Genomic DNA, 24,172 nt, shown 5'->3' on the forward strand with positions numbered 1-24,172 from the left:
GGGGTGGAGACACCGCCCCGGCCACGTCCGCGTACGTCTGCGTACAGCTGCGGGCTCAGGCCGCCTTGGCCACGTCCCCCCGGTCGAACGAGTCGAGGGTGCGGGCGAAGTCGCGGGTCGACAGCAGCAGTTTGTAGATGATGGCCAGTTCGAAGACGAGCAGCAGGGCGCCGGAGACGATGGTCGCCGTCATCACCGAGTCGACGATCGGGCCGATCATGAAGACACCCATCTGGAACTCGATGCCGCTGATCAGATGGGGGCGGATGCGGTGGCGCAGCAGGAAGGACCGTACGCGGAGGTAGGCGGGGAAGCGGCGGCGGAACTCCTGGTGCAGGTCGACGACCTGGGTCTGCGGCGCGGCCTGGGTGACGTCGGCGGCGGCCGTGCGCAGGTCCTGCTCGATGTCGGCCTCGGGGTTCTCGCGCAGCAGGTCCTCCATGAAGGCGAGTTCCCGCTCGTTCTCGGCGCGGCGGGCCTCGCGGAGCCGGGCCTTGATCTGCTTGCGCATGGTGTGCCGGACCTTGAAGGTCTCCAGGGAGTTGATGTAGCGGAGGGCGTCGCAGCCGATGACGGCGGCGGCGAGCCAGATGTAGAAGGTCTCGCCCGTGCGGTCGTACTGCCCGGCCATCAGAGCCACCGAGCACGCCGCGACGCGGACGCGGTCGAAGACGAAGTCGAGCCAGGCGCCGAACACGGAGCCCTGACCGGTGAGCCGGGCGACCTTGCCGTCCATGCAGTCGAGGATGAAGCTCAGGTGGTAGAGGACGGCGCCGGCGATCAGCCAGCGCCAGTCGCCCAGCGCGAAGCAGGCGGCCGAGACCAGACCCAGCAGGAAGGCGCCCCAGGTCAGCTGGTTGGGCGTGATCCTCGTGTACTTCGCGGTGAGCCGCACCAGCGGTGTGGCGACCGGGTCGACGAGCAGCACGGTCCACCAGGCGTCCCGCTTCTTCTGCGTGACGCGGCGCACTTCCGCGAGGTCGGGTATGTCTCGGCGCATGGGTCAACTTCCTGGCGTTCGAAATGAGTTCACGCTCAGCTTGAGAGCCGTTCACCTGAGGCACAAGAAGCGTCGAACGCAACCTTTCGGAAGGGGTAACGGTCCAACCCGGCAACAGAGTCAATGCGTTTGCCTCGCAGGCCGGGCGTTACCCGAGCGTTATGCAATGACCTGACCGTTACCCAAAATGTGCCGGGACTTCACGATAGAAGTGCAACCTTCCCGCTTGCCCCGCTATCCCCCCTTGTCGGCGCCGCCTTCATCCGCCGGTCAGCTCTGTCCGGATCCGCTGCTCAACTCCATCTCGATGAGGTCGGCGGCCCGTGGGGTGCCACCCTCCCCCGCCATCCCCTGCTGTACCTCCTTGAGCCGGCGCGCCACTTCGGGGTCGCCTGCGAGGGCGAGGACCGCCTCGCGCAGGGCCTCGGCCGTCGCCTCCTCCATGGGCAGATGACGGGCGACGCCGAGGGACTGGAGCATGTCGGCGTTGCCGAACTGGTCGACGGCCTGCGGTACGGCGACCATCGGTGTGGCGGTGGCGAGTCCTTCCTGGCTGCCGCCGGCGCCCGCGTGGGTGATGAACGCGTCGGCCTGCTTGAGGATCGCCAGCTGTGGCACCCAGTCCCGCACCTCCACGTTGGCCGGAATCCGGCCCAGCTCCGCCGGGTCGACGTGCCTGCCGACCTGGAGCACCATGTGCCAGCCGGGCAGATCACCGAAGGCCTGCACGCACTCGCGGTAGAAGTCGGGCTGCTTGGTGAAGGACGACCCGAGCGAGATGAGCAGCACCTTCTCCGCACCCACCGGCCGCGCCCAGTCCCCCTGTGCCGCACGGTCGCCCTGACAGGCGCCGACGAAGGTGTACCGGCTCTCGTCGACCCGGTCGGCGTTCGGCTGGAGCGCCTTCGGGATGAGGACCAGGGAGCGGGCGGGCATTGTGTAGAACACTTCGGGGTCGTCGGTGATCCCGTTCTCCTCCAGCCAGGCCTGGAAGCGGGCGAAGTACGCCTTGCCGCGTTCGGTCTTCTTCGGCTCGACCCACATGGGTTGGGCCACCTCCTCGTCATACCCCTCCCAGGCGACCAGGTTCGGGGAGAGCGAGATCGCCTTGACGCCCCAGCGGTGGGCGAGGACGGGCGCCGGATACGCGGTGATGTCGTGCAGCACGAGGTCGGGCTCGTCGCCCTCGTACGCCTCGACGAGCTGCGGCAGGGCCTGGATCGCGTCGTTCAGGAAGGGCTCCACGTTGTCGAGCAGCGTGGTCCCCCACGCCGCGGGGTCGGCGTCGGGGCCGGGCAATGTCGAGTGCCAGAGCTTCGGCTCGGCGCCGGTCTCCGCCACCTTCTCCGCGAAGGCCGGCGGAATCGCGTACGTGACCCGGTGGCCCCGGGCCACGAGCTCCCGGATCACTTCGAGGCTCGGGTTCACGTGGCCGTGGGCGGCGATGGAGAACATGGCGATGTGGGAGGTCATGACTCGACCGTACGCAAGACGAGACGTCTCGTGCAACCTGTTTGTCGCCCTGGCCCTGCGTACCGCTCAGCGCTGATAGCGGGCCAGCACCAGGTTGCCGTCCTTCTCCAACCGTTCGCGGAGTTCGTCGAGGTCGATCGCACCGCTGTAGTACTCCTGGTAGGCGGGGGTGGCGACCTTGTCCTTCCATTCCGGGTAACCCCGGACGGACTGGGCGGGGGCGGAGCGGAGGTGGGCGGCGAGGGCTGTGCCGGTGGCCCAGTCGTGCTCGGTCGTGCGCAGGGCGGGGTCCTTGAGGGCCTCGGTGCCGGTCGGGAGCATCCAGTCGCCGAGGGCGAGGCGGACCATGTTGTCGGGGCGGAGGAGGAAGTCGATGAACTCGGCGGCCTCCTTCCGGTGGGGGCTGTCCTCGGCGACGGAGAGGGTCTGGGGGCTGACGCCCTGGGTGAGCCCGTCGGCGCCTGCCGGGGCGGGCAGCACCTGCCAGTCGAACCCCTCGGGGGCCTGCTGGACGATCTGCTGACGGTACGAGAAGCCGAGCGGGACCATCGCGTACTTGGCGCCGAAGAAGCCGGGCAGCGTGTCGGAGCCGCCCATGCCGAGCGTGGTGCTCGACGCGCTCCCGTCGGTGTTCACCTCGTCGCGCACGGTCTTCGGGACGACCGCGTCGGCCGCCTCGAAGCGGACCTCGACCTTGCCGTCCGCGTCCCGGTGAAACAGCTGTCCGCCCGCAGAGAGCGACAGATTGAGGGTGGCCGACACCGGTTCCTTCAGCGGCCAGGCCACGCCGTACCTGCCGTCGCCGCTCAGCTCCTTCGCGATTTTCCGGAACTCCTCCCAGGTCCACGGGTTCTCGGGGGTCGGAACACGCACGCCGGACTCGCGGAGCCACTTGGCATTGGCGATCAGGACCCTCGGTTCCTGGAGGAACGGAACCCCGTAGACCCCGTCCCCGAAGGTCGTCGTCTCCCAACTGCGCTGCGGGATGTCCGACTTGAGCCGCTCGGGCAGCAGCTCCCGCAGATCGGCGAGGTAGCCGCCGTACGCGAAGTCCGCCAGGTCGTCGGAGGCGTCGTGGATGATGTCCGGCGCCTCACCGCCCTCGAAGGAGGTGAGCAGCTGGTCGTGGACGCTCTCCCAAGTGCCCTGTACGTACTCGACCTCGACGTCGGGGTGGGTGGCGTTCCACTCCTTGACCAGCTCCTTGTTGGCGGCGACGGACTCCTCCTGCCAGGCCAGGGACTGGAAGCGGAGGGTGACACGGCTGTCGGCGGAGTCACCGTCGTCGCCGGTGCAGCCGCCTGCCAGGAGGCACAGCAGCAGGGCCGTGATCAGCCATCGTGCGCGCATCAGCTCTTCACCGCCCCGGCGAGCATGCCGCCCGTGATCCGTTTCTGGATGACCGCGAAGACGACCAGCGAGGGGAGCGTGGCGAGGAACGCGGCGGCGGCCAGCGGGCCGAGGTCGGCCACTCCCTCCGCGCCGATGAAGTGGGTGAGGACGACCGGCAGGGTCTGCTTCTCCGGGGTCTTGAGCAGCACGAGCGCGAAGAAGAACTCGTTCCACGCGGTGATGAACGCGAACAGCGCCGTCGCCACGATGCCCGGCGCCAGCAGCGGCGCCGTCACCGACACCAGCGTCCGCAGCTTCCCGGCCCCGTCGACCGCAGCCGCCTCCTCCAGTTCGGCGGGCACGGCCCGGACGTAGCCGACGAGCATCCACAGCGCGAACGGCAGCGCCCACACGACGTACACCATGATCAGTCCGGGCACGGAGTTGATCAGCCGGAGGTTCTTCAGCACCAGGAACAGCGGAATGATCACCAGCACGAACGGGAACGCCTGGCTGACCACCACCCACCCGGTCGCCATCCGCGACAGCGTCGTGCGGTGCCGGGCCATCACGTACGCCATCGGGGTCGCGATCAGTACGGCGACGACGGCCGCGCCGAGCGCCGCGATCAGGGAGTTGAGCGCGGCCTGCAGCAGGGGCTGCTCGTCGAAGGCCTGCCGGAAGTTGTCGAGGGTCGGGTCCTTCGGGATCCAGGTCGGGTGGAGACTGCCCAGCTCACGGGCCGGTTTGAAGGCGGTGGAGACCAGCCAGAGGAAGGGGAACGCGAGAAAGACGAGATACGCGAGGAGGGCCGCGTACTGGCCCGTCCGGGCCGCCCTGCTGGTCCTCACGCGTCACCACCCCGCCTCAGCCGGCCGACCAGATGGAACGCGAGGACGATCGAGATCACCGCGACCATCACACATCCCATCGCCGCCGCGTACCCGAACTGCCCGTAGCGGAAGGCCTCCTCGTACGCGAAGAGCATCGGCAGGCGGGTACGGCCGCCCGGTCCGCCGTTGGTCAGGACGTAGACCAGGGCGAAGGAGTTGAAGTTCCAGATCAGGTTGAGCGCCGAGACGGCGAGGGCGATGGGTCTGATGGCGGGCCAGGTGACCGTGCGGAAGCGGCGCCAGGCGCCCGCGCCGTCCATCGCGGCGGCCTCGTGCAGTTCGCGTGGGGTGTTCTGCAGGCCGGCGAGGAGGGCGACGGTGGTCTGGGGCATGCCCGCCCAGACGCCGACCACCATGACGGCGGGCAGGGCGGTGGCCAGTCCGCTCAGCCAGTCGCGGCCGTCGCCGAGGCCCAGGTCGCGGATGGTCTCGTTGAGGATGCCCGCGTCCGGGTTGTAGACGAGCCGCCACATGATGCCGACGACCACCTCGGGCATGGCCCAGGGGATGATCGCGAGCGCCCGCGCCAGCCAGCGCAGTCGTAGGGGCTGGTCGAGGAGCAGGGCCAGGCCGAGGGCGAGCAGGAACTGCGGCACGGTCACGCCGACCGCCCACAGCAGGCCGATGCGGAACGAGTCCCAGAACAGGGTGTCGTGCAGCAGGTCCTGGAAGTTGAGTGTGCCGATCCACCGGGTGGGCTCGGTCCGCCCGGACTGGGCGTCGGTGAACGCCAGCGCGATCCCGTACAGCAGCGGTCCGACGCTCAGCACCAGGATGGGGATCAGCGCGGGCAGCACCAGGAACCAGGCGCCGTGATCGAGGAGGCGCCGCTCCTTGTCCCCGGCAGAGGTGCGCCGCTTCACCGGTCGGGGGCGCTTCGGCGTCGCGGTCGCCAAGGTCATGTCCGTCATGGTGCTGAGGGCATGAAAGGGCGTCAAGGCACCGCGCACAGGCTCCGACCTGTGCGAATGCGAGACTGGCCCTGAATGGCGTGAACCTGACGCCCCCGAGGGGAGCGTCGGCCGTACCGACACGGAGGCGAAGGATGGACGAGGCGCGGGCGCGGGACGTACTGGTCGCGGCCGGTGTGCTGCCCGGTGCGGCCGGGGAGGCGCGGCTGCTCGCGCTGGGCGAGAACGCGGTGTTCGCCACCGGTGACCTGGTGGTCAAGGTGGGCCGCGACGCCGAACTCCTCGACCGGGCCCGCCGCGAACTGAGCGTCGCGGCCTGGCTCGCCGAGGCGGGCGTCCCGGCGGTGCGGGCCGCCGAGTCCGAGGCCCTGCTCGTCGCGGGACACCCGGTGACGGTGTGGCACCGGCTGCCCGGCTCCGTACGCCCCGCCGGGCCCCGCGATTTGGCCGAACTCCTTCGGCTGGTCCACGCCCTGCCCACCCCTCCTTTCGCGCTGCCCCGCCGTGAGCTGCTGGGAGGCGTGGAGCGCTGGCTGCGCCTCGCCGGCGACGCGATCGCCCCGGCGGACGCGGCCTACCTCCGTGAACGCCGCGACGGCTTCGCGGCAGCCGCGTCCGCCCTCACCCCCCACCTGCCGCCGGGCCCCATCCACGGCGACGCACTCCCCCGCAATGTGCACGTCGGCCCGGACGGCCCGGTACTGGTCGACCTGGAGACCTTCTCCGGCGACCTGCGCGAGCACGACCTGGTCGTGCTGGCTCTGTCCCACGACCGCTACGGACTTCCGGCCGATGAGTACGACGCCTTCACGGCGACCTACGGCTGGGACGTACGCGCATGGGCGGGCTGTTCGGTGCTACGGGGCGCACGGGAGACGGCGAGCTGCGCGTGGGTGGCGCAGCACGCCCCGAGCAACCCCGAGGCACTGGCCGAGTTCGAACGCCGCGTCGCCTCGCTGCGCGACGGGGACGAGGCGGTCCGGTGGTATCCGTTCTGAGCGGCGCCCGGCTCGGACTGCGCCCGGCTCAGACTGCGCCCGGCTCAGACTGCCCGGAGTATGAGCACCGCTTCGTCGATCTCGGCGTCGCGGGCCCGGGCGAAGCCCCGGTCGTGGCCGGTGATGACGAAGCCGCACTTCTGCAGGACGCGGATCGATCCGGTGTTGTCGGCGGCCGCGTAGGCGTGCAGGGGCCGGGTGGGGACGAGGTCGATCAGGGCGGTGATGGCGGCGGTGGCGATGCCCCGGCCCCAGTGGGCGCGGTCGATCCAGTAGGTGACCTCGCGTTCGTCCGGCGGGCCGAAGACCGCCGCGTTGCCGACGGCCTCGCCGTCGGCGACCACCGTGCGATTCAGGACGCCCGGGTCGGCGCGGATCTTCGCCCAGTGGCTCTCGAAGAGCGCCCGGTCGTAGTGGTACTCCCCGGTGAAGGCGGCGACCCGCTGTGCCTCGGGGTCGGACTGGTGCCGCCAGAAGAACGGCAGGTCGCTGTCCCGTACTTCGCGGAGGGAGATCGGCGCGGCCGTCATACCGTCTCCTCCGCCGACTCGCGCAGCGGCCACGTCGCGTCGACGACCGCTTCCGGGTTGCCCTTGCGGCGGAGAAAGGCCTGGAAGTCGGTGGCCCACTCGGCGTACCAGTCGATCTGGCGGCGGTGCAGCTCGGCCGGGCCGAGGGCGGCGACCTTCGGGTGGCGCTGGGCTATCGCGCGGGCGAGCCGGGCGGCGGCCAGGGCGTCGGCGGAGGCGTCGTGCGCGGCGTCGAGCAGGACGCCGTACTCCCCGCAGACCGCTTCGAGGTTGCGCTTGCCGCGGCGGTAACGGTCGACGGAGCGGTCGATCGTGTACGGGTCGATGACCGGGGCCGGGTCGAGGCCGCCGAGTCGTTCGCGCAGGGACGGCAGGGCGTGCCGGCGCAGCTCGGCGGAGAGCAGCGTCAGGTCGAAGGCCGCGTTGTACGCCACGACCGGGACGCCCGTCTTCCAGTAGGAGACGAGGACGTCGGCGATGGCGTCGGCGACCTGGTCTGCCGGTCTGCCCTCGGCCACCGCGCGGGCGTTGGTGATGCCGTGCACCGCCACCGCCTCCTCCGGGATCTCCATTCCCGGGTCGGCGAGCCATTCCCGGTGTCCGACCGGCTCCCCGTCCTTGACCTCGATCACCGCACCCGTGACGATGCGCGCCTCGCGCGGGTCCGTCCCGGTGGTCTCCAGGTCGAAGCCGATCAGCAGCTGCCGGTGCCAACCCATGCTGGCCCCCCTTCTTGGTGGTGCTTTCCCCCAGTGACCACCACCATCGCATGGGCCACTGACAATCCGAGGACCGCATTCCGCTTGGCGCCGCGCCACCCGGTCGCGGCCCGAGTCGCAACCCGAGCCACAGCCCGGGTCACGGCCCGGTTCACGACACCGGTCGCGAGTCCGCCCACGCCACTTCGAACTCCTCGCGGTATGTATCGAAAAGCCCGACTTCGCCGTTCTCGTCGGCCTTGAGGACCCGGTTGCCTCCGCGCAGGACGAGGACCGGCGCCTCCATGCCCCGGGTGCGGCGCAGATAGGTCTGGACGACCGCGACGCCGTCCGTGCCGTCGCCGTCCACAAGGTAGGCGGTGAAGCGGGGCGTCTCGTCGAAGACCTGGATCTCGAAGGCACCGGGATCGCGCAGCCGCGAGCGGACCCGGCGCATATGGAGGATGTTCATCTCCACGGCACGGCTCAACTCACCGCGTTTGATACCCAGTTCGCGCTCGCGCCGCTTCACCGCGCTGGACGCGGGGTTGAGGAAGAGCAGCCGCGCCCGGCAGCCCGACTCGGCGAGCCGCACCAGCCGCCGCCCGGAGAAGTTCTGCACGAGGAGGTTCAGGCCTATGCCGATGGCGTCGAGGCGGCGGGCGCCGCCGAAGAGGTCCTCGGCGGGGAACTGCCGCAGCAGCCGCACCCGGTCGGGGTGGACGCCGACGACGTCCGCGTACCGGTCGCCGACGAGGTCCTCGACGGCGTCGACGGGCAGTCGGCGCGCGGAGGGCACGTCGCTGCCCGCGCTCAGGATCTCCAGCAGCTTCGCCGAGGCGCGCTCGGCCTGGGCGAGGACGGCCTCGGAGAGGGCCCGGTTGCGGGAGACGACGTTCCGGGTGACCTCCAGCTCGTCCAGGGCCAGTTCCACATCGCGCCGCTCGTCGACGTACGGCTCGAAGCAGGGCCAGTGCTGCACCATCAGCTCCCGCAGCTGCGGGAGGGTGAGGAAGCTCAGCACGTTGTCGTCGGCGGGGTCGAGCAGATAGCCCTTTCGGCGGCTGACCTCGCGTACCGCGACGGCCCGCTGCACCCACTCCTGTCCGGCGGGTCCGGCGGCGGCGACCACCCAGTCGTCGCCGTGGACGGGCTCGTAGATGGGCCGCAGCACGGCGGCCACCACGGCGCGCAGCCGCTGTTCGACGAGGTTCAGCCAGATATAGGCGCGGCCGGCCCGCTGGGCGCGCGTACGCACTTCGAGCCAGGCGTCGGCGTTCCAGTCCAGTTCCGGGCCGATGGATCCCATCTCCATCGGCCGTGCCAGGGACACCGCGCCGGGTGGGACATCTGTGGAGTTCCCCTCGTGACCCGCGTCGCCCGCGTCACCAGGAGGCAACTCCAGCCCTCCCGAGCCCACCCACGCACCGCCTTCCGCTCCCCCGAGCTCACCCCTACGCAACGATCAAGGAAGGGTACTCCGGTAGCGGGTGACGATACAGCCGGATGGACAGGTCGTTTCTCAACTACCGCACGTGACCCGGCCGTTCCGGCCCGCTACCGCGTCGGGAGTGAGCTGATTCATAGCGGTCGGCGGCGGTGACCCGACACTGTCGGCCCCTGGAGCGTCACGATGTGTCCACGCTGGGCAGGAGGGACGTATGCCCTAGGAGGTTCCATCAGTTTGGGGGAGACTCCCTCAAGAGTCGCCCCCAGCGGCGCGCGACAACTGGAAGAGTCGTATCCATGCAGGTCTGGCCTGGACAGGCGTATCCGCTCGGCGCCACGTACGACGGCGCCGGTACCAATTTCGCGGTCTTCTCGGAGGCCGCGCATCGAGTAGAGCTGTGTCTGCTGGACGACGACGGCTCCGAGACGGCGGTGGAACTGCGCGAGACGGACGCGTTCGTGCGGCACGCGTACCTGCCCGGCGTGATGCCGGGCCAACGGTACGGCTTCCGTGCGCACGGCCCGTACGCGCCGGAGCGCGGCCTGCGCTGCAACTCCGCGAAGCTGCTCCTCGACCCGTACGCGCGTGCCATCAGCGGCTCGGTCAAGTGGGGCGAGGAGGTCTACGGCTATCACTTCGGGGCGCCCGAGAAGCGCAACGACCTCGACTCGGCGCCCCACATGATGACCTCGGTCGTGGTGAACCCCTACTTCGACTGGGGCGACGACCGGCGGCCCCGCACCGAGTACCACCACACGGTGATCTACGAGGCCCATGTCAAGGGCCTCACCATGCGGCACCCGGGGCTGCCCGAGGAGCTGCGCGGCACGTACGCGGCGCTCGCCCATCCCGCGATCATCGAGCATCTGACAGCACTGGGCGTCACGGCGCTGGAGCTGATGCCCGTACACCAGTTCGTGAACGACCACCGTCTGGCCGACATGGGTCTCAGCAACTACTGGGGCTACAACACGATCGGCTTCTTCGCCCCGCACAACGCGTACGCCTCCTGGGGCGACCGGGGGCAGCAGGTGCTGGAGTTCAAGTCGGCGGTCCGGGCGCTGCACGAGGCCGGGATCGAGGTCATCCTCGACGTGGTCTACAACCACACGGCCGAGGGGAACCACCTGGGTCCGACGCTGTCGTTCAAGGGCCTCGACAACCCGTCGTACTATCGGCTCACAGACGATCCGCGCTACTACATGGACACGACGGGAACGGGCAACTCGCTGCTCATGCGGTCGCCGCACGTCCTGCAGCTGATCATGGACTCGCTGCGGTACTGGGTCACCGAGATGCATGTCGACGGCTTCCGCTTCGACCTCGCCGCGACGCTGGCCCGGCAGTTCCACGAGGTGGACCGGCTGTCGTCGTTCTTCGACCTCGTCCAGCAGGACCCCGTGGTATCCCAGGTGAAGCTGATCGCCGAGCCCTGGGACGTCGGCGAGGGCGGCTACCAGGTGGGGAACTTCCCGCCGCTGTGGACCGAGTGGAACGGCATGTACCGCGACACCGTCCGGGACCTGTGGCGGGGCGAGCCGCGTACGCTCGCGGAGTTCGCGTCGCGGCTGACCGGCTCGTCCGACCTGTACCAGGACGACGGGCGGCGCCCGCTGGCCTCCATCAACTTCGTGACCTGCCACGACGGCTTCACGATGCGGGATCTGGTCTCCTACAACGAGAAGCACAACGACGCGAACGGCGAGGACAACCGGGACGGGGAGAGCCACAACCGGTCCTGGAACTGCGGGGCCGAGGGCGAGACCGACGATCCCGGGGTGACCGGGCTGCGGGTCCGGCAGATGCGGAACTTCATCGCCACCCTGATGCTGTCGCAGGGCGTGCCGATGCTCAGCCATGGCGACGAGTTCGCGCGTTCGCAGGGCGGCAACAACAACGCGTACTGCCAGGACAACGAGTTGTCCTGGGTGCCGTGGCCTTCCGGCGAGGACGGTGAGGACGGTGAGGTTGCCGGGGATCTGCTGGAGTTCACGCGCGCGATGGTGTGGTTGCGGAAGGACCATCCTGTCTTTCGGCGGCGGCGGTTCTTCCACGGGCGGCCGGTGGAAGGGACGCACGACGAGCTGTCGGACATCGCCTGGTTCACGCCGGAGGGGCAGGAGATGGTGCAGCGGGACTGGGATTCGACCCAGGCCGGGGCGCTGACGGTGTTCCTGAACGGGAACGCGATCTCCGAGCCGGGTTCGCGCGGTGAGCGGATCGGCGACGACTCGTTCCTGTTGATGGTCAACGCGTCGGCGCTGCCACTGGAGTTCGTGGTGCCGGTCAACCATGGTCCGCAGTGGCAGCTGGTCGTGGATACGGGGCGGGAGGACGCGGTTCCCGAGGATGGGCCGAAGGTGGCGGCCGGGGATCAGGTGACCTTGGTGGATCGGAGTCTGGCGGTTTTCAGGAGGCCGACCTAGTTCGCGGGAAGCGCCGTAGGGGTGACTGCCGTTCCTGGCTGCGGGTTGGCTGTGGCTGATCGCGCCCACGCGGCGGAGCCGCACATGGAAGCAGCCCCGCGCCCCCAAAAACTACGCGTCCTTGCGTGTCAGGGCGCTCCAAGTCCTGTGTGGCGGGTACGTAGGACTCCATGACCTCTGTCGTGCCTGCCGCCACCTATCGGATTCAGCTTCAGCCCGACTTCCCCTTTGCCGCCGCCTCCGCTGCCGTGCCGTACATCGCCTCCCTCGGCGTCTCCCATCTCCACCTCTCCCCCGTGCTGGAGGCCGTGCCGGGGTCTGCGCACGGCTACGACGTGGTCGACCACGGCCGGGTGCGGGGGGAACTCGGGGGTGAGGAGGGGCTGCGGGCGCTGGCCCGTACCGGACGGGCCCATGGGCTTGGCCTCGTCGTGGACATCGTGCCGAATCACATGGCCATGGCGCCTCGGCACAACCGGGCGCTGTGGGACGTGTTGCGGGAGGGGCCGGAGTCGGCGTACGCGCGGTGGTTCGACATCGACTGGGAGGCGCAGGGCGGGCGGGTGCTGCTGCCGGTGCTCGGGGGGCCGCTGGGGGCGGAGATCGAGCAGTTCGTGGTGGACGGGCGAAAGCTGCGCTACTACGACCACGCGTTTCCGCTGCGGGAAGGCACCGAGAAGCTGCCGTTGCCGCAACTGCTGGACGCGCAGTGGTACCGGCCGGTGTGGTGGCGGCTGGCCCGTACGGAGCTGAACTACCGGCGTTTCTTCAGTATCTCGGAGCTGATCGGGGTGCGGGTCGAGGAGCCGGACGTCTTCGACGCGACCCACGCGAAGATCCTTCAGCTGCTGGGGGAGGGTGTCGTCGACGGGCTGCGCGTCGATCACCCCGACGGGCTCGCCGATCCCGACGCCTATCTGCGGCGGCTGCACGAGGCGACCGGTGGGCGGTGGACCGTCGTCGAGAAGATCCTCGCCGACGGGGAGGCGCTGCCCGCGGCCTGGCCTGTCGCGGGGACCACCGGCTACGACGCGCTGCGGCACGTCGACGGGCTGTTCACGGATCCGGCGGGGGCGGGTGAACTGCTGGGGCAGTACCGGCGGTTCACGGCCGCGCAGGCCGACCGGGGCGGCGATTGGGAGTCGACGGTGCGGCGGGCCGCGTACCGGGTGCTCACGCACGAGCTGGTCGCGGAGGTGGAACGGCTCACCCGGGTGGCACACCGGTTGTGCGAGCGCTCCCCCCTGCTCGCCCTGCGCGACCAGGCGCCGTGGGCGCTGCGCACCGCGCTGTGCGAGCTGCTCGCCCGGATGGAGGTGTACCGGCCGTACACCTCCCAGGACGCCTCCCTCGTCGTCACCGAGGTGGCGGCGGCCGAGACGCGCGCGGTGTTCGTGGTGCCCGAGGAGGCCCGGTCGGTGGATGCCGTACGGGATCTGGTGCTGGGTCGGATGGGTGACGGGCCGGAGCACGTGGAGTTCCGGGCGCGGTTCGCGCAGACCTCGTCGGCGCTGCGGGCGAAGTCGGTGGAGGACACGGCGTTCTACCGGTATGTGCCGTTGGTGTCGGCGAACGAGGTGGGGGGCGATCCGGGGAGTCCGGCCGTGTCGACGGAGGACTTCCACGCCTACTGCGCTCGGGTGCAGCGCGACTGGCCGGCCACGGGGACCGTGCTGTCGACGCACGACACCAAGCGCAGCGCGGATGTGCGGGCGGCGATCGCGGTGCTCGGGGAGTGCCCTGAGCGGTGGGCCGATGTGCTGGCGGAGGTGACGCGGGACGGTGCGGGTGTGCCGGATCCGCAGTTGGCGTGGGCCGCCTGGCAGACGGCGTTCGGGCTCGGGCCGGCGGACGAGGAGCGGCTTCAGGGGGCCCTGCTGAAGCATGTGCGGGAGGCGGGGCTGCACACTTCCTGGACCGAGCAGAACCCGGCGTACGAGCGTGCGGTGGCGGACTTCGTCGCGCGGGGGCCCGCCGTGGACACCCGGGTCGCCGCACTGCGGGAGGCCCTGGAGCCCCATGTGCGGGCGAACGGTCTCGGTGCGGCCCTGGTGCAGCTGACCATGCCGGGGGTGCCGGACGTCTACCAGGGGACGGAGGGCGAGTACCGGGCTCTGGTGGACCCGGACAACCGGCGGCCCTTCGCGCCGCAGGACGGGGAGTCCGAGAAGTTCCGGCTCACCTCGGCCGCGCTGCGGCTGCGTGGGCGGCGGCCGGAGGTGTTCGGGGACGCGGCGACGTACGCGCCGCTGTCGGCGGTCGGGCCCGGCGCCGGGCACTGTGTGGCCTTCGCACGGTCCGGGGAGGTGGTCACGGCGGTGACGCGGCTGTCGCTGCGGCTGGCGGAGGCCGGGGGCTGGGGGGACACCCGGCTGACGCTGCCGAAGGGCCGGTGGGCCGATGTGGTCGGCGGGGGGCGGGAGTTCGCGGGCGACGTGCGGGTGGCGGAGCTCTTCGAGACACTGCCGGTCGCGCTGCTTGAGCGGGTCGGCGGGTGACGGTGACTTCCCTGCCGGGTGACGGGGACTTGGCTGTCGGGTAGCGGTACCTCCCGTGCCGGGTAACGGTGAATGCGACTGGGCGCCCCTGGGAGCCGCCCCTTCCACGGCAGGACACTGGGCATATCCCCCACTCGGCGCCGCCGGGTGTGCGGATTCTGATGCCAGGTGGACTGGACGGGGGTGGGTCTCCTGTTGGAGCTCGGTTATCCCACGGTGGCTGAACTGGAGTCGGCGGCAGAGACGCTGACGATCCGTCGGCCGGAACTGTGCGCGCTGCGGCGGATCGGTGTCTCGCGTGCGGGCCGGCCGCTGCGGCTGCTGTCCGTGGGCCACGCGAGACCTGCCGTCCTGGTCGTCGCGGGCGCCCACGCGAACGAGCCGGCCGGCGGCTCCACGGTGCTCGCGCTGGCCGAACGGATCGTACGGGAGCGGGGGTTGCGGACCGGAGTCTCCTGGCACTTCGTGCTCTGCGCGGACCCGGACGGGGCGAGCCTGCACACGACCCCGGCGCCGCGCACGCTCCTCGACTACCACCTGGGGTTCTTCCGCCCTGCCGGTCCCGAGCAGCCGGAGTGGTCGCCGTCGGTGCTGCCGCCGGACCGGCTGCCGCCCGAGACACACGCCCTGCTCGGCGTGCTGGACGAGCTGCGGCCCTACCTCCAGGTGACCCTGCACGGCACCGATCTCGGTGGCAGCTGGGTGCAGTTGACGAAGGACGTGCCGGGGCTCGCCGAGCAGTTCGCCAAGTCCGCGGCGGAGCTGGGCATACCGGTGGAGATGGGCGCCTCGGACGCCGCGGGCTGGCCCGTCTCCGGGCCCGGGGTGTTCGTGATGCCCGGGCCCGGTAGCCATGCGGTGTACCCGAGCATGCCGGACGACGCCCGGCACAGCACCTGGTACCACGCCCACCGGTACGGCGGTCTGACGGCGGTCGTCGAGGTGCCGATGTGGGCGAGCGACGTGGTGGACGACACCGCCCCGCACCCGGCCCCCGTGGCGGCCCTGCGGTATCTGGCGCGGCGGATCCTCGCGGACGCGGGCCAGGTGGAGCGGGTGCTGGCCGAGGCACTGCCCCGGCTGCCGGGCCCCGAGGGGCCGTTGCTGCGGGCCGCCCGGTGGGTGCTGGCCCTGGTGCCGGGGCTGGCCCGGGACTGGACCGACAGGCCGCCGCCGGACCTGTCGACGGCGTACGTGGGCAGTGTGGACGCCTTCGGGCGCCGGCTCCCGCTGCGGGCCGCGGCGATGCTGCGGCGAGTCCTGGTGGACGCCGACGCCCCGGGGGCGCCCCTCCTCGAAGAGCTGGTCGCCGAGTGGTGCGAGTCCTTTGCCGACCGGTTTCGTGCGCGGTGGGTGCCGGTGAGTGATCAGGTCGAGCATCAGGTTCGTACAGTGCTGGCGGCCGCGTCGTATGCGCGGCGGGATGCGGAGTCCTGAGTGCGCCTCCTGGGGTGCCTCGTCGCGCTGTCGGGCGACTGCGGGCCGTCAGTGGCTGGTCGCGCCCACGCGGCGGAGCCGCATATCGAAACAGCCCCGCGCCCCTGGAAACGCCGGTGGCCGTCAGTCCGACAGGGCGAACACCGAACCTGTTCTGGCCGTCATCACGCAGGCGTTCGCGAAGGTCTGTTCGTAGGCGACCCGGCGGCCGTTCCACCGACCCTCCGCGGCGGCTCGGACCGGGGCGTAGATCTCGGTGCAGATGGCGTTGTTGTGGGGAATGCGGGTGATGTCCCCGTCGGTCTCGCGGAGTTCCGCGCAGGCCTGGGCGGCCCGGCCGTGGCCCTGGGGCGGGTCGCAGAGAAGCAGGGTGCCGCGGGTGTCGAAGGAGCGGGTGTCGGAGAAGCGGGTGTCGGAGAAGCTGGTGTCGGAGAAGCTGGTGCCGAAGGAGTGGGTGTCGGAGGGGCGGGTGTCGCCTCGGGTGAGGGAGACGTAGAGCCAGTCGCCCTGGGCGGCGGTCGTCCGGTCCGGGGCCGAGGCGCCGACGGTGAGGAGTGCGAGTGCGGCGAGCAGGCCGGTTCGTACCGCGTGGGTGGGGTTCGTCATTCCCGGTGCATCGGCACGGCGGGCTCGGAACTCCATTCCGGCTCACCCGAATGGGAGTCCGCACGCGCGTCCGGGCAGGGCCCCTGCGGGGCGGGCCCCGACGTGCGCGGGCGACCGGCTGCCAGTTCGAACGCGGCGAGGACCACGCGGGCCTGGTACTCCGTCTGGCGTGCCACGGGGATCCAGCGCGCCCCGTAGCCGTCGTGGTAGTCGGCGCACCACTCGTCGATGAGCCGGTCCAGCTCGGGGAGGGTGTTCGCCGGGTCGCGTCCGGCGCGGGTCACCAGCTGGTGCAGCAGCCCGGCGGTGCGCAGGGCGACCCGGCGGCCGGAGATGGCGAGGGTGGTGAGCCGGGCGGTGTCGAGCGGGGGCAGCGGCCGGGCGGCGCCGTCGTGGACATCGGGGTCCCAGGAGTCGGCGAGGCCCGGTCCGACCAGTAGATAGTCGTCGACCGGGGCGAGGAGCCGGGCGGCGTCCGGGCCGCCGCTCACCGAGGGGCGGACACGGGCGAGGATGCCCTCCAGGAGCCGGGTGTCGCGGCGCAGGGCGCGGCTGACACGGCGCAGTTCGGCGTCGGCGTCGGGCGACGGGGAGGCGTCCTCGACGGCGGTCACCCCCCACATGGGGGCCTCGACGACGGCGGTGACCGTGCCGTAGCGGTGCGGGTGGTACCAGGTGGACTCGACGGCGGCCTCGGTGATGGCGGCGGCCAGGTCGCCCCGGCGCGGGGGCGGGATGCGGTAGACGGCGGGGCCGAGGCGGGGCCAGTACAGGGTGTCGTACGGGCTCAGCTCGCGCGGGATGCCGAGGCGGGCGGCGGTGCACGCGACGCGCTGGGCGATGCCCGGCAGTTCACGGGTCAGCTCGACGAAGCCGCCGCCGACGTCGACACCGTGCAGCGAGCACTGGAAGAAGGGCCGCAGTTCGTCCTGGAGGTCGAGCAGGGCGCGGGTCTCCGGCAGGACGGCGCCGGCCGCGCCGTCGGGCAGCCACTCGGGCTGCTCCAGGAAGCCGGGGCGGAAGAAGTGCCGGAAGTGGTGGCCGAGGGTGTACGGGCCGGACAGCCAGCCCTCGTTGCGGCGGGAGCCGTCGGGGTCGAGGCTCAGCAGCAGGTTCCAGGTGGTGTCGGCGGCGTCGCTCAACCGGGGGTCGGTCAGGGCCCGTTCGGCGAGCCGGAGGGCGGTGGCGCCGCCGACGGGTTCGTTGGCGTGCGGGCCGGCGACGATCAGGGTGTGGCGGCTGCCCCGTCCGACGGACAGCAGCCACATCGGCGTGCCCGCCCGTGAGGTGCCCACGCGGCGCAGTCGGGCGCGGTGCGGATGTCGGGCGACGAGTGCCGCGGCGCGGGCGGACAACTCGTCCACGGTCGGGTAGCGGAGGAGTGGCGGCAGGGCACACCTCCACGAATGTGGTGCCGTCGGCTCACCTGGCGTGCGTGGTGTAAGCACAGTCAGTCATGGCCGAGAACGTACGTCAACACCCTGGAACGGAAGGGAAGTTGACAAACTCGCTGCGTAAATCCAAGGCCAGAGCTTTGCTGTGGGATCGGTCGGGAGGTCACTCCGAGGAGAGACGGAACGTCATCCGGCCGAAACTCACCTGATCGCCGTCGCGGACGACGGCCGTGCCGATCACCCGACGGCCGTTGACAGTGGTGCCGTTGGTGGAGCCGAGGTCGCGCAGGATCCACCTGCCGCCATGCCGGCTCAGCTCGGCGTGCACCCGGGAGACCGTCTCGTGGCTGAGCCGGAGGCCGCTCGCGGGATCACGCCCGATGCGCAGGGCGTGGCCGCTCGCCGGGTGCGGCAGCTGAAGCTTGGGGAGCCGCTCGGCCTGCCAGGCCCGGCGCAGCTTCACGCCGAAGCCGGAGACCGCCCCGACGGTGCCGAGCACCAGCCGGGACCAGCGCTTCTCGGCGGGCAGATCGGCGGTGAGCTCGGCGAGTTCGTCGGAGCGGCGGGCGGTGAGAGCCAGCTCCATCCGCCGGATGAACGTGTCGTGCGACAGACGGCCCAGTGCGACGCCGTCACGGAGCGCCCTCAGCGCGCGGTCGCGCTCGGCGTCCGACAGCCGCGCGGGGTGAGTGTGGAACTCGAAGGACGACGTCACGCAGGTGATTGTCGGTCAGGGGGGCCGGAGGTGTCCAGACAGGCCGTAAACGGTGACCATCCCCGGACATGTCTGACGGGCGATGCGACTCGTGCGGCAAATGCGGCGATCCGACCGCGCGCCGATCTCGTTTGCCGCACGATGGACGACAAGCGGTTCCGGGGGTGTGCCCGTACTTCCCCGGAGCGGCTTGCCCCCTGACTACCCAGGACCACGACCGGCAGCCGAGGGAGAACCGTTCCGTGCAGTTCGAGGTGTGGGCACCGCAGGCCGACCGTTCGACGCTCCACCGCGCGGGCGCCACGCATGCCATGGAGCGCGATCCGGAGCGGCCGGGGTGGTGGACCGTCGAGGCGGAGGCGTCGGACGGCACGCGCTACGGATTCGCCGTCGACGACGGCCCGGTGCTGCCCGATCCGCGCTCGCGCCGGCAGCCGGACGGCCCGGACGGGCTGAGCGCGGTCGTCGACCACGGGCGGTACGCGTGGCGCGCGTCGTGGTCCGGGCGCGGGCTGCCGGGCGCGGTGCTGTACGAGCTGCACGTCGGCACATACACCCCCGAGGGCACGCTGGACGCGGCGGCCGGGCGCCTCGCCCATCTCGTCGAACTGGGCGTCACGCACGTCGAGTTGATGCCGCTGTGCCCGTTCCCCGGGACGCACGGCTGGGGTTACGAGGGCGTCTCGCTGTGGGCCGTGCACGAGCCGTACGGCGGCCCCGAGGCGCTGAAGCGGTTCGTGGACACGGCGCACGAGCTGGGCCTCGGGGTCGTGCTCGACGTCGTACACAACCATCTGGGCCCCTCCGGCAACTACCTGCCCGTCTTCGGCCCGTACTTCACCGAGCGGCACCACACGCCCTGGGGCGCGGCCGTCAACCTGGACGCGCCCGGCTCGGACGTGGTGCGGGCGTACTTCCTGGGCAGTGCGCTCGCCTGGCTGCGCGACTACCGCCTCGACGGCCTGCGTCTGGACGCGGTGCACGCGCTCAAGGACACCAGCGCCCTGCACTTTTTGGAGGAACTGTCGACGGCCGTGGACACCCTCGCCGACGAGGTGGCCCGACCGCTGTTCCTGATCGCCGAGTCGGACCTGAACGACCCACGCCTCGTCACTCCGCGCGCGCAGGGCGGGCTCGGCCTGCACGCCCAGTGGAACGACGACTTCCACCACACCCTGCACACCACCCTGACCGGCGAATCGCAGGGCTACTACGAGGACTTCGCGCGGGCCGGCCTGGCGGGCCTGGCGAAGACCCTGACGGGCGGCTACTTCCACGACGGCACGTACTCGTCCTTCCGGGAGCGCCGCCACGGCCGCCCCCTGGACCGTACGAGCGTCTCCGCGCACCGTCTGCTGGGCTACACCCAGACCCACGACCAGGTGGGCAACCGCGCCCAGGGCGACCGCCTCTCCGCCTCGCTCTCCCCCGGGCTGCTGGCCTGCGCGGCCGCGCTGGTGCTCACGGGCCCGTTCACGCCGATGCTCTTCATGGGCGAGGAGTGGGCCGCGGCGACTCCCTGGCAGTTCTTCACGGACCACACCGATCCGGAACTCGCGGAGGCGGTACGGCGGGGGCGGCGCCGGGAGTTCGCGGCGCACGGCTGGGCCGAGGAGGATGTCCCCGACCCCCAGGACCCGGCGACCCGTGACCGCTCGTGCCTCGACTGGTCCGAGCCGGCGCGCGAGCCCCACGCCCGGATGCTGGCCTGGTACCGCACCCTCGTCACCCTCCGCCACACCTTCCCCGACCTCTCCGACCCCGACCTCTCCGACGTCAAGGTCGCGTTCGACGAGGAGGCTCGGTGGTTCGGCTTCCGTCGGGGGGACGTGCGCGTGGCGATGAACCTCGGCAGGGAGACGGCCTCGATTCCCGTCGGTGTTCCGCACGCGCGGGTGCTGGCGGCGTGGGAACCGGTGGAGGGGCCTGGGGCGGATGGGGTGCTGACCCTGGGCGGGGAGTCGTGTGTGGTGCTGACGGTGGCGTGAGCTGAGCACCCGGCGGCTGGGGCCGGGGGGCGCGGGGAACCGCGCGATCAGCCACGTGCCACCCGCAGTCGCCGTACGACACGCGTCCCCGCGCCATGAGGCGCCCGACCACCCCGCTAGTCCTCGCCCCGCAGATCCGTCACCCTCTCCAGCAGGATCGCCTCCCACGTGCGCCGCACGCGGTGCCGCAGCGCCGGGAGCGGGGCCGGCGCCCGGCCCCGCAACCCCTCCGCGAGGCCGATGACCGTGTCGCAGCGGGCCAGCCAGAGGCCGCGTAGGCAGGGGCGGGCGCCGTAGCCCGCGAGGGTGGCCGCGCGGACGGCGGACGGCGAACCGACCGCCGCGGCCAGACCGGCGATGTCCTCGGCGGGGTCACCGATGACCGCGCCGGTCCAGTCGAGGACCCCACGGACACGCCCGTCGGCGCTGACGACGAGGTGGTCGCCCGTGAGCCCGTGGTGGACGAGGACAGCGGTCGGCGCCGTCAGCTGCGCCGCCGTCGCGGACGTCAGCTGCCCGAGCCGCCCGGCGTCGAACTCGTCGGCCTCGCCGAGGTGCCGCGCCGCACGCCCCGCCGCCGCACGCAGCGCCTCCAGCGAGCGCGGAGCGAGCCGCGGCACCCCGAGCGGCTCGGCCTGCCTCAGCGGCACCTCGCGCAGCCCCGTGAGCAGCGCCGCCAGATCGGCCTCGCCCACGGCGGACACGTCGTGGTCCTCCGCCGTTCCGCCCGGCAGCCTCGTGTCGAGCGTGTAGGTGAGCCCCCCGGACCACTCGCCGTGCGCGACGCTCACCGGCACGGGGACACCGATGTGCGGACGGACCAGGTCCCGCAGCCGCAGTTCGCGCCGTTGGCGTCCGACGGCGTGCCGGTCGGTCGCGAGGCGCATCACATGGCGGGTGCCGACCCACCAGGTGCGGTGCGTGTCGTCCCCGGCGACGGGCCGCACATCGGGTCCCTCGCCGCCCTTGCCGCCGCCGCTCCGGCCCTCCCCGTTCTTCAGCAGGGAACGGACCAGCCGGCGGACGCTGTCCGCGGTGGGTGTCGGTGCCTGGGTCATGGTCGCGCCGTCGTCCGGGGGTTCAGGGGAACGTGGGTACGCGGTCGGTCACTCGACCACCGCCATCTCGCGCCCGGTGTTGTTGAGGCGTCGGCCGCCGTCCTCGGTCACCGTCACGATGTCCTCGATCCGTACGCCGAAACGGCCCGGCAGATAGACGCCGGGCTCGACCGAGAAGCACATGCCGGGCACGAGGGGCCGCTCCTCCCCCTCGATCATGTACGGCGGTTCGTGGGTGGTGACGCCGATGCCGTGCCCGGTGCGGTGGATGAAGCGGTCGCCGTACCCGGCCTCGGTGATGATCGCGCGGGCGGCCCGGTCGACGTCCTGGCAGGCCGCGCCCGGCCGTACCGCGCGGAACCCCGCCTCCTGGGCGGCCCGCACGAGGTCGTGCACCTCGCGCTCCTCGGCGGCCGGTTCACCGACGTGGACCGTACGGGAGGTGTCGGAGCCGTAGCCGTCCTTGAGGCCGCCGAAGTCGAGGACGACCATGTCGCCGTGGCGGATGACGCGGTCGCCGGCCTCGTGGTGCGGGTTGGCGCCGTTCGGGCCCGACGCGACGATGGTGAAGTCGACCCGGGTGTGCCCGAACCGCCGCAGCAGCCCGGCGAGATCGGCGGCGACCTCGGTCTCCCGCCGCCCGGCGAAGGGCACCTGCCGGATCTCCTCGTACGCCCGGTCGGCCGCCGCGCCCGCCGCCGCCATCCGCTCCAGCTCGGCCGCGTCCTTCACCGCCCGCAGCATCGGCAGGGTCTCGGTGAGCGCCACGTAGGTCGTTCCGGGCAGCCGCCGCTGCAGGCCGAGCAGGTGCAGCGCCCAGGCGTTGTCGCTGACCCCGAAGCGGCCGCGCGGGCCGAGGACGGAGACGGCCGCCTCGTACGGGTCCTTGCCGTCGGTCCAGTCTCGGAGCGTGAGCGCGGGCCCGCCGGGTGCCCCGGCGGCGTCCGGGGCCTCCAGGGTGGGCACCACCAGCACCGGATCCTCGCCGTCCCGCAGCACCAGCATCGTCAGCCGCTCGGTCTCCGGCGGCCGGTGCCCCGTCAGCCACACCAGGTCCGGGCCGGGCGCGACCAGCAGCCCGTCGAGTCCGGCGTCCGCGGCGGCCCGCGCTGCCCGCCGCATCCGGGCCCGGTAGTCGTCGGCGGTGAAGGGCGCGGGCGGGGCTTCGGCCGTGACGGTCGAGAGCGGGCCGTCGGCGCCGGGGGGCGTGGGCGCGGTCCCGTCGCTGGGCGTGCCGGTCATCCATGCCTCCGTCTGCTCGGAGCTGCCTGGGCCTACGGGCAGCATCCTGCCCCTCCGCCGCGGCCCACGCGAGCCGATTGGCGCGTGGCGTCAACTGTCGTGCGGCTCCGGCCGCGACCGCCGAGGGCTTCTGCGGCGGCAGCCGCCGGGCCGGACCTCGGCTCTCCAGGGCGAGCCGGGCCCCGAGGAGCAGTGCACGCCCCGGAGACCTGCTCCAGGCGCCGCCGCACATCCCGTCGTGCCCCTCGGACGCCGGGGTCCGGCCAGTGCGTCTCGGAGAGCCCACGAGCACCTCACACTAATGCTTGAGGGTTGTCCATCCGTTAGCACTAATGCTTGTATTCGACTGTTCCATTAAGGCATGCACCGCCCGAGGAGGCGTACGACGATGCTCGTACTCGCGCACATCAGTGATCTGCATCTGGACGGGAGCGACCGGGCGACCCGGCGGGCCGAGCGGGTACGGGATCTGCTGTGGGGGCTGCCGGGGCGGGTGGACGCGCTGCTGGTGACCGGGGACATCGCGGACCACGGCACGGAGGCCGAGTACGAGGAGGCGGCGCGCCTCCTCGGGCTGCGGGAGGGCGGGGCGCCCTTCCCGGTGCTGACCTGCCCGGGCAACCACGACAGCCGGGCGCCCTACCGCAAGGCGCTGCTCGGCGAGCCGCCCGCCGACGGGCCGGTCAACAGCGTGCACGTCTTCGCGGACGCGGCCGTGCTGATGTGTGACTCCAGCATTCCGGGCCGGGACGAGGGCGAGCTGGACGCGCAGACGTACGCCTGGATCGAGGAGACCCTCGACGGACTCGACGGCGAGCGGCCGGTACTGCTCGCCTTCCACCACCCGCCGGTGGCGCTGCACCACCCGCTGCCGGACGCGTATCAGCTGGGCCACCCTTCGAAGCTCGGCCGTCTGCTGGGGCGCCGGCCGGAGATCGCGGGGATCGTCACCGGGCACGCCCACACGCCCGCCGCGACCACGTTCGCCGGCCGCCCGCTGGTCGTCGGCCCCGGAGTCACGTGGACGCTGCGGCTGCCCTGGGAGGGTGACCAGGTCGCGGACCGGGAGGCGCCGCCCGGGCTCGCCTTCCATGTGCTGGACGACGAGGGACGGCTGACGAGTCACTTCAGGGTGGCCGCGCAGGAGGTGCGACCGAGGGGCCTCAGGTGACGACTCCCGGTACGGCCACCAGGTACTGACGGGTTCCGTCCGCGTGTCGCACGACGAGTGTCCGGGTCCCGCCCAGGGCGAGGACGACTTCGCCACGGACCGCCCGCGTTGTAGCCGGGGCCGGGGACATGGACACCGACGACGAGCGCGCCGCTGCCGGCGGTGCCTCCGGGAGCGTCGACGACCTCGACGCCGAGGGTGGGGGTGGGGCGCGCGTGGACCGGACCGCCCGCAAGTGGAGGTCAGAGGGAGGCGCTCGGCCGCACCACCCCGCCTCCGCCGGGCGGGCGGCCGCCGCCGGACTCCTGGCCCGGCATGGGCTTGGGTCTCGACGCGACCTGTTCCATGGTGT

General features: G+C 71.8%; 19 protein-coding genes. 6 read left to right on the forward strand and 13 right to left on the reverse strand.

What is annotated here, in order from left to right; genetic code table 11:
- Positions 1-55: 55 nt before the first annotated feature.
- The 5 genes from ACFU53_RS28215 to ACFU53_RS28235 form a co-directional block, all read right to left on the reverse strand.
- Positions 56-1,000: a CDP-alcohol phosphatidyltransferase family protein gene (locus ACFU53_RS28215; RefSeq protein WP_383998170.1), complete on the reverse strand. Its 945-nt coding sequence runs from the start codon at positions 998-1,000 to the stop codon at positions 56-58.
- Between the two features lie 270 nt (positions 1,001-1,270).
- Positions 1,271-2,473 (reverse strand): macrolide-inactivating glycosyltransferase, encoded by a 1,203-nt coding sequence (gene mgt / locus ACFU53_RS28220; RefSeq protein WP_383998173.1) that lies wholly within the window; start codon positions 2,471-2,473, stop codon positions 1,271-1,273.
- A gap of 66 nt (positions 2,474-2,539) precedes the next feature.
- Positions 2,540-3,823 carry an ABC transporter substrate-binding protein gene (locus ACFU53_RS28225; protein ID WP_383998176.1) on the reverse strand — a complete coding sequence of 428 codons (1,284 nt, stop codon included), beginning with the start codon at positions 3,821-3,823 and terminating at the stop codon, positions 2,540-2,542.
- Positions 3,823-4,656 carry a carbohydrate ABC transporter permease gene (locus ACFU53_RS28230; RefSeq protein WP_383998179.1) on the reverse strand — a complete coding sequence of 278 codons (834 nt, stop codon included), beginning with the start codon at positions 4,654-4,656 and terminating at the stop codon, positions 3,823-3,825. Before ACFU53_RS28230 ends, ACFU53_RS28225 begins: the two co-directional genes overlap by 1 nt.
- Entirely contained in the window at positions 4,653-5,600 is a 948-nt protein-coding gene (locus tag ACFU53_RS28235; protein ID WP_383998182.1) for a carbohydrate ABC transporter permease, read from the reverse strand. The genes ACFU53_RS28230 and ACFU53_RS28235 overlap by 4 nt, the downstream gene beginning before the upstream one ends.
- A gap of 143 nt (positions 5,601-5,743) precedes the next feature.
- Between ACFU53_RS28235 and ACFU53_RS28240 the strand changes: the two genes are divergently transcribed.
- Positions 5,744-6,607 carry a phosphotransferase enzyme family protein gene (locus ACFU53_RS28240; RefSeq protein WP_383998185.1) on the forward strand — a complete coding sequence of 288 codons (864 nt, stop codon included), beginning with the start codon at positions 5,744-5,746 and terminating at the stop codon, positions 6,605-6,607.
- Between the two features lie 44 nt (positions 6,608-6,651).
- Here the strand turns inward: ACFU53_RS28240 and ACFU53_RS28245 are convergent, their stop codons facing one another.
- The 3 genes from ACFU53_RS28245 to ACFU53_RS28255 all read right to left on the reverse strand — a co-directional run bounded on the left by ACFU53_RS28245 (position 6,652) and on the right by ACFU53_RS28255 (position 9,255).
- Positions 6,652-7,137: a GNAT family N-acetyltransferase gene (locus ACFU53_RS28245; protein ID WP_383998187.1), complete on the reverse strand. Its 486-nt coding sequence runs from the start codon at positions 7,135-7,137 to the stop codon at positions 6,652-6,654.
- Positions 7,134-7,856, reverse strand: a complete 723-nt coding sequence (locus ACFU53_RS28250) for a 3'-5' exonuclease (protein ID WP_383998190.1) — start codon at positions 7,854-7,856, stop codon at positions 7,134-7,136. Before ACFU53_RS28250 ends, ACFU53_RS28245 begins: the two co-directional genes overlap by 4 nt.
- 151 nt (positions 7,857-8,007) lie before the next feature.
- Positions 8,008-9,255 (reverse strand): SAV2148 family HEPN domain-containing protein, encoded by a 1,248-nt coding sequence (locus ACFU53_RS28255; RefSeq protein WP_383998193.1) that lies wholly within the window; start codon positions 9,253-9,255, stop codon positions 8,008-8,010.
- 326 nt (positions 9,256-9,581) lie between these two features.
- On the opposite strand from ACFU53_RS28255, the gene glgX reads away from it, so the two are divergent.
- From glgX to ACFU53_RS28270, 3 genes are all read left to right on the forward strand, one after another.
- Positions 9,582-11,711 carry a glycogen debranching protein GlgX gene (gene glgX / locus ACFU53_RS28260; RefSeq protein ID WP_383998195.1) on the forward strand — a complete coding sequence of 710 codons (2,130 nt, stop codon included), beginning with the start codon at positions 9,582-9,584 and terminating at the stop codon, positions 11,709-11,711.
- Positions 11,712-11,881: 170 nt separating this feature from the next.
- Positions 11,882-14,209, forward strand: coding sequence for a malto-oligosyltrehalose synthase (gene treY, locus ACFU53_RS28265; protein WP_383998198.1), 2,328 nt, complete (start codon positions 11,882-11,884; stop codon positions 14,207-14,209).
- A gap of 183 nt (positions 14,210-14,392) precedes the next feature.
- The gene (locus tag ACFU53_RS28270) at positions 14,393-15,646 is read left to right on the forward strand and encodes a M14 family zinc carboxypeptidase (RefSeq protein WP_383998225.1); all 1,254 of its coding nucleotides are present in this window, start codon (positions 14,393-14,395) and stop codon (positions 15,644-15,646) included.
- A gap of 123 nt (positions 15,647-15,769) precedes the next feature.
- On the opposite strand, the gene ACFU53_RS28275 is transcribed toward ACFU53_RS28270, so the two are convergent.
- The 3 genes from ACFU53_RS28275 to ACFU53_RS28285 form a co-directional block, all read right to left on the reverse strand.
- Positions 15,770-16,252, reverse strand: coding sequence for an SSI family serine proteinase inhibitor (locus tag ACFU53_RS28275; protein ID WP_383998201.1), 483 nt, complete (start codon positions 16,250-16,252; stop codon positions 15,770-15,772).
- Complete coding sequence (locus ACFU53_RS28280; RefSeq protein WP_383998203.1) at positions 16,249-17,616, reverse strand: M14 family zinc carboxypeptidase; 1,368 nt, start codon at positions 17,614-17,616, stop codon at positions 16,249-16,251. Before ACFU53_RS28280 ends, ACFU53_RS28275 begins: the two co-directional genes overlap by 4 nt.
- 193 nt (positions 17,617-17,809) lie before the next feature.
- Positions 17,810-18,361 carry an FHA domain-containing protein gene (locus ACFU53_RS28285; protein WP_383998206.1) on the reverse strand — a complete coding sequence of 184 codons (552 nt, stop codon included), beginning with the start codon at positions 18,359-18,361 and terminating at the stop codon, positions 17,810-17,812.
- A 242-nt stretch (positions 18,362-18,603) separates the two neighbouring features.
- Here ACFU53_RS28285 and treZ point away from each other — a divergent pair, with 242 nt between their 5' ends.
- On the forward strand, positions 18,604-20,349 hold the full coding sequence (gene treZ / locus ACFU53_RS28290; RefSeq protein WP_383998209.1) for a malto-oligosyltrehalose trehalohydrolase: 1,746 nt from the start codon (positions 18,604-18,606) through the stop codon (positions 20,347-20,349).
- Between the two features lie 116 nt (positions 20,350-20,465).
- Here the strand turns inward: treZ and ACFU53_RS28295 are convergent, their stop codons facing one another.
- Both ACFU53_RS28295 and ACFU53_RS28300 read right to left on the reverse strand, forming a co-directional pair.
- Positions 20,466-21,407, reverse strand: coding sequence for an aminoglycoside phosphotransferase family protein (locus ACFU53_RS28295; RefSeq protein ID WP_383998212.1), 942 nt, complete (start codon positions 21,405-21,407; stop codon positions 20,466-20,468).
- 48 nt (positions 21,408-21,455) lie between these two features.
- Entirely contained in the window at positions 21,456-22,529 is a 1,074-nt protein-coding gene (locus ACFU53_RS28300) for an aminopeptidase P family protein (protein WP_383998228.1), read from the reverse strand.
- Between the two features lie 508 nt (positions 22,530-23,037).
- Here ACFU53_RS28300 and ACFU53_RS28305 point away from each other — a divergent pair.
- A complete protein-coding gene (locus ACFU53_RS28305) occupies positions 23,038-23,820 on the forward strand; it encodes a phosphodiesterase (RefSeq protein ID WP_383998231.1) in 783 nt (260 codons plus the stop codon).
- The last annotated feature ends 352 nt before the right edge of the window (positions 23,821-24,172 follow it).

The sequence above is a fragment of the Streptomyces sp. NPDC057474 genome, assembly GCF_042802555.1.
GTDB lineage: Bacteria > Actinomycetota > Actinomycetes > Streptomycetales > Streptomycetaceae > Streptomyces.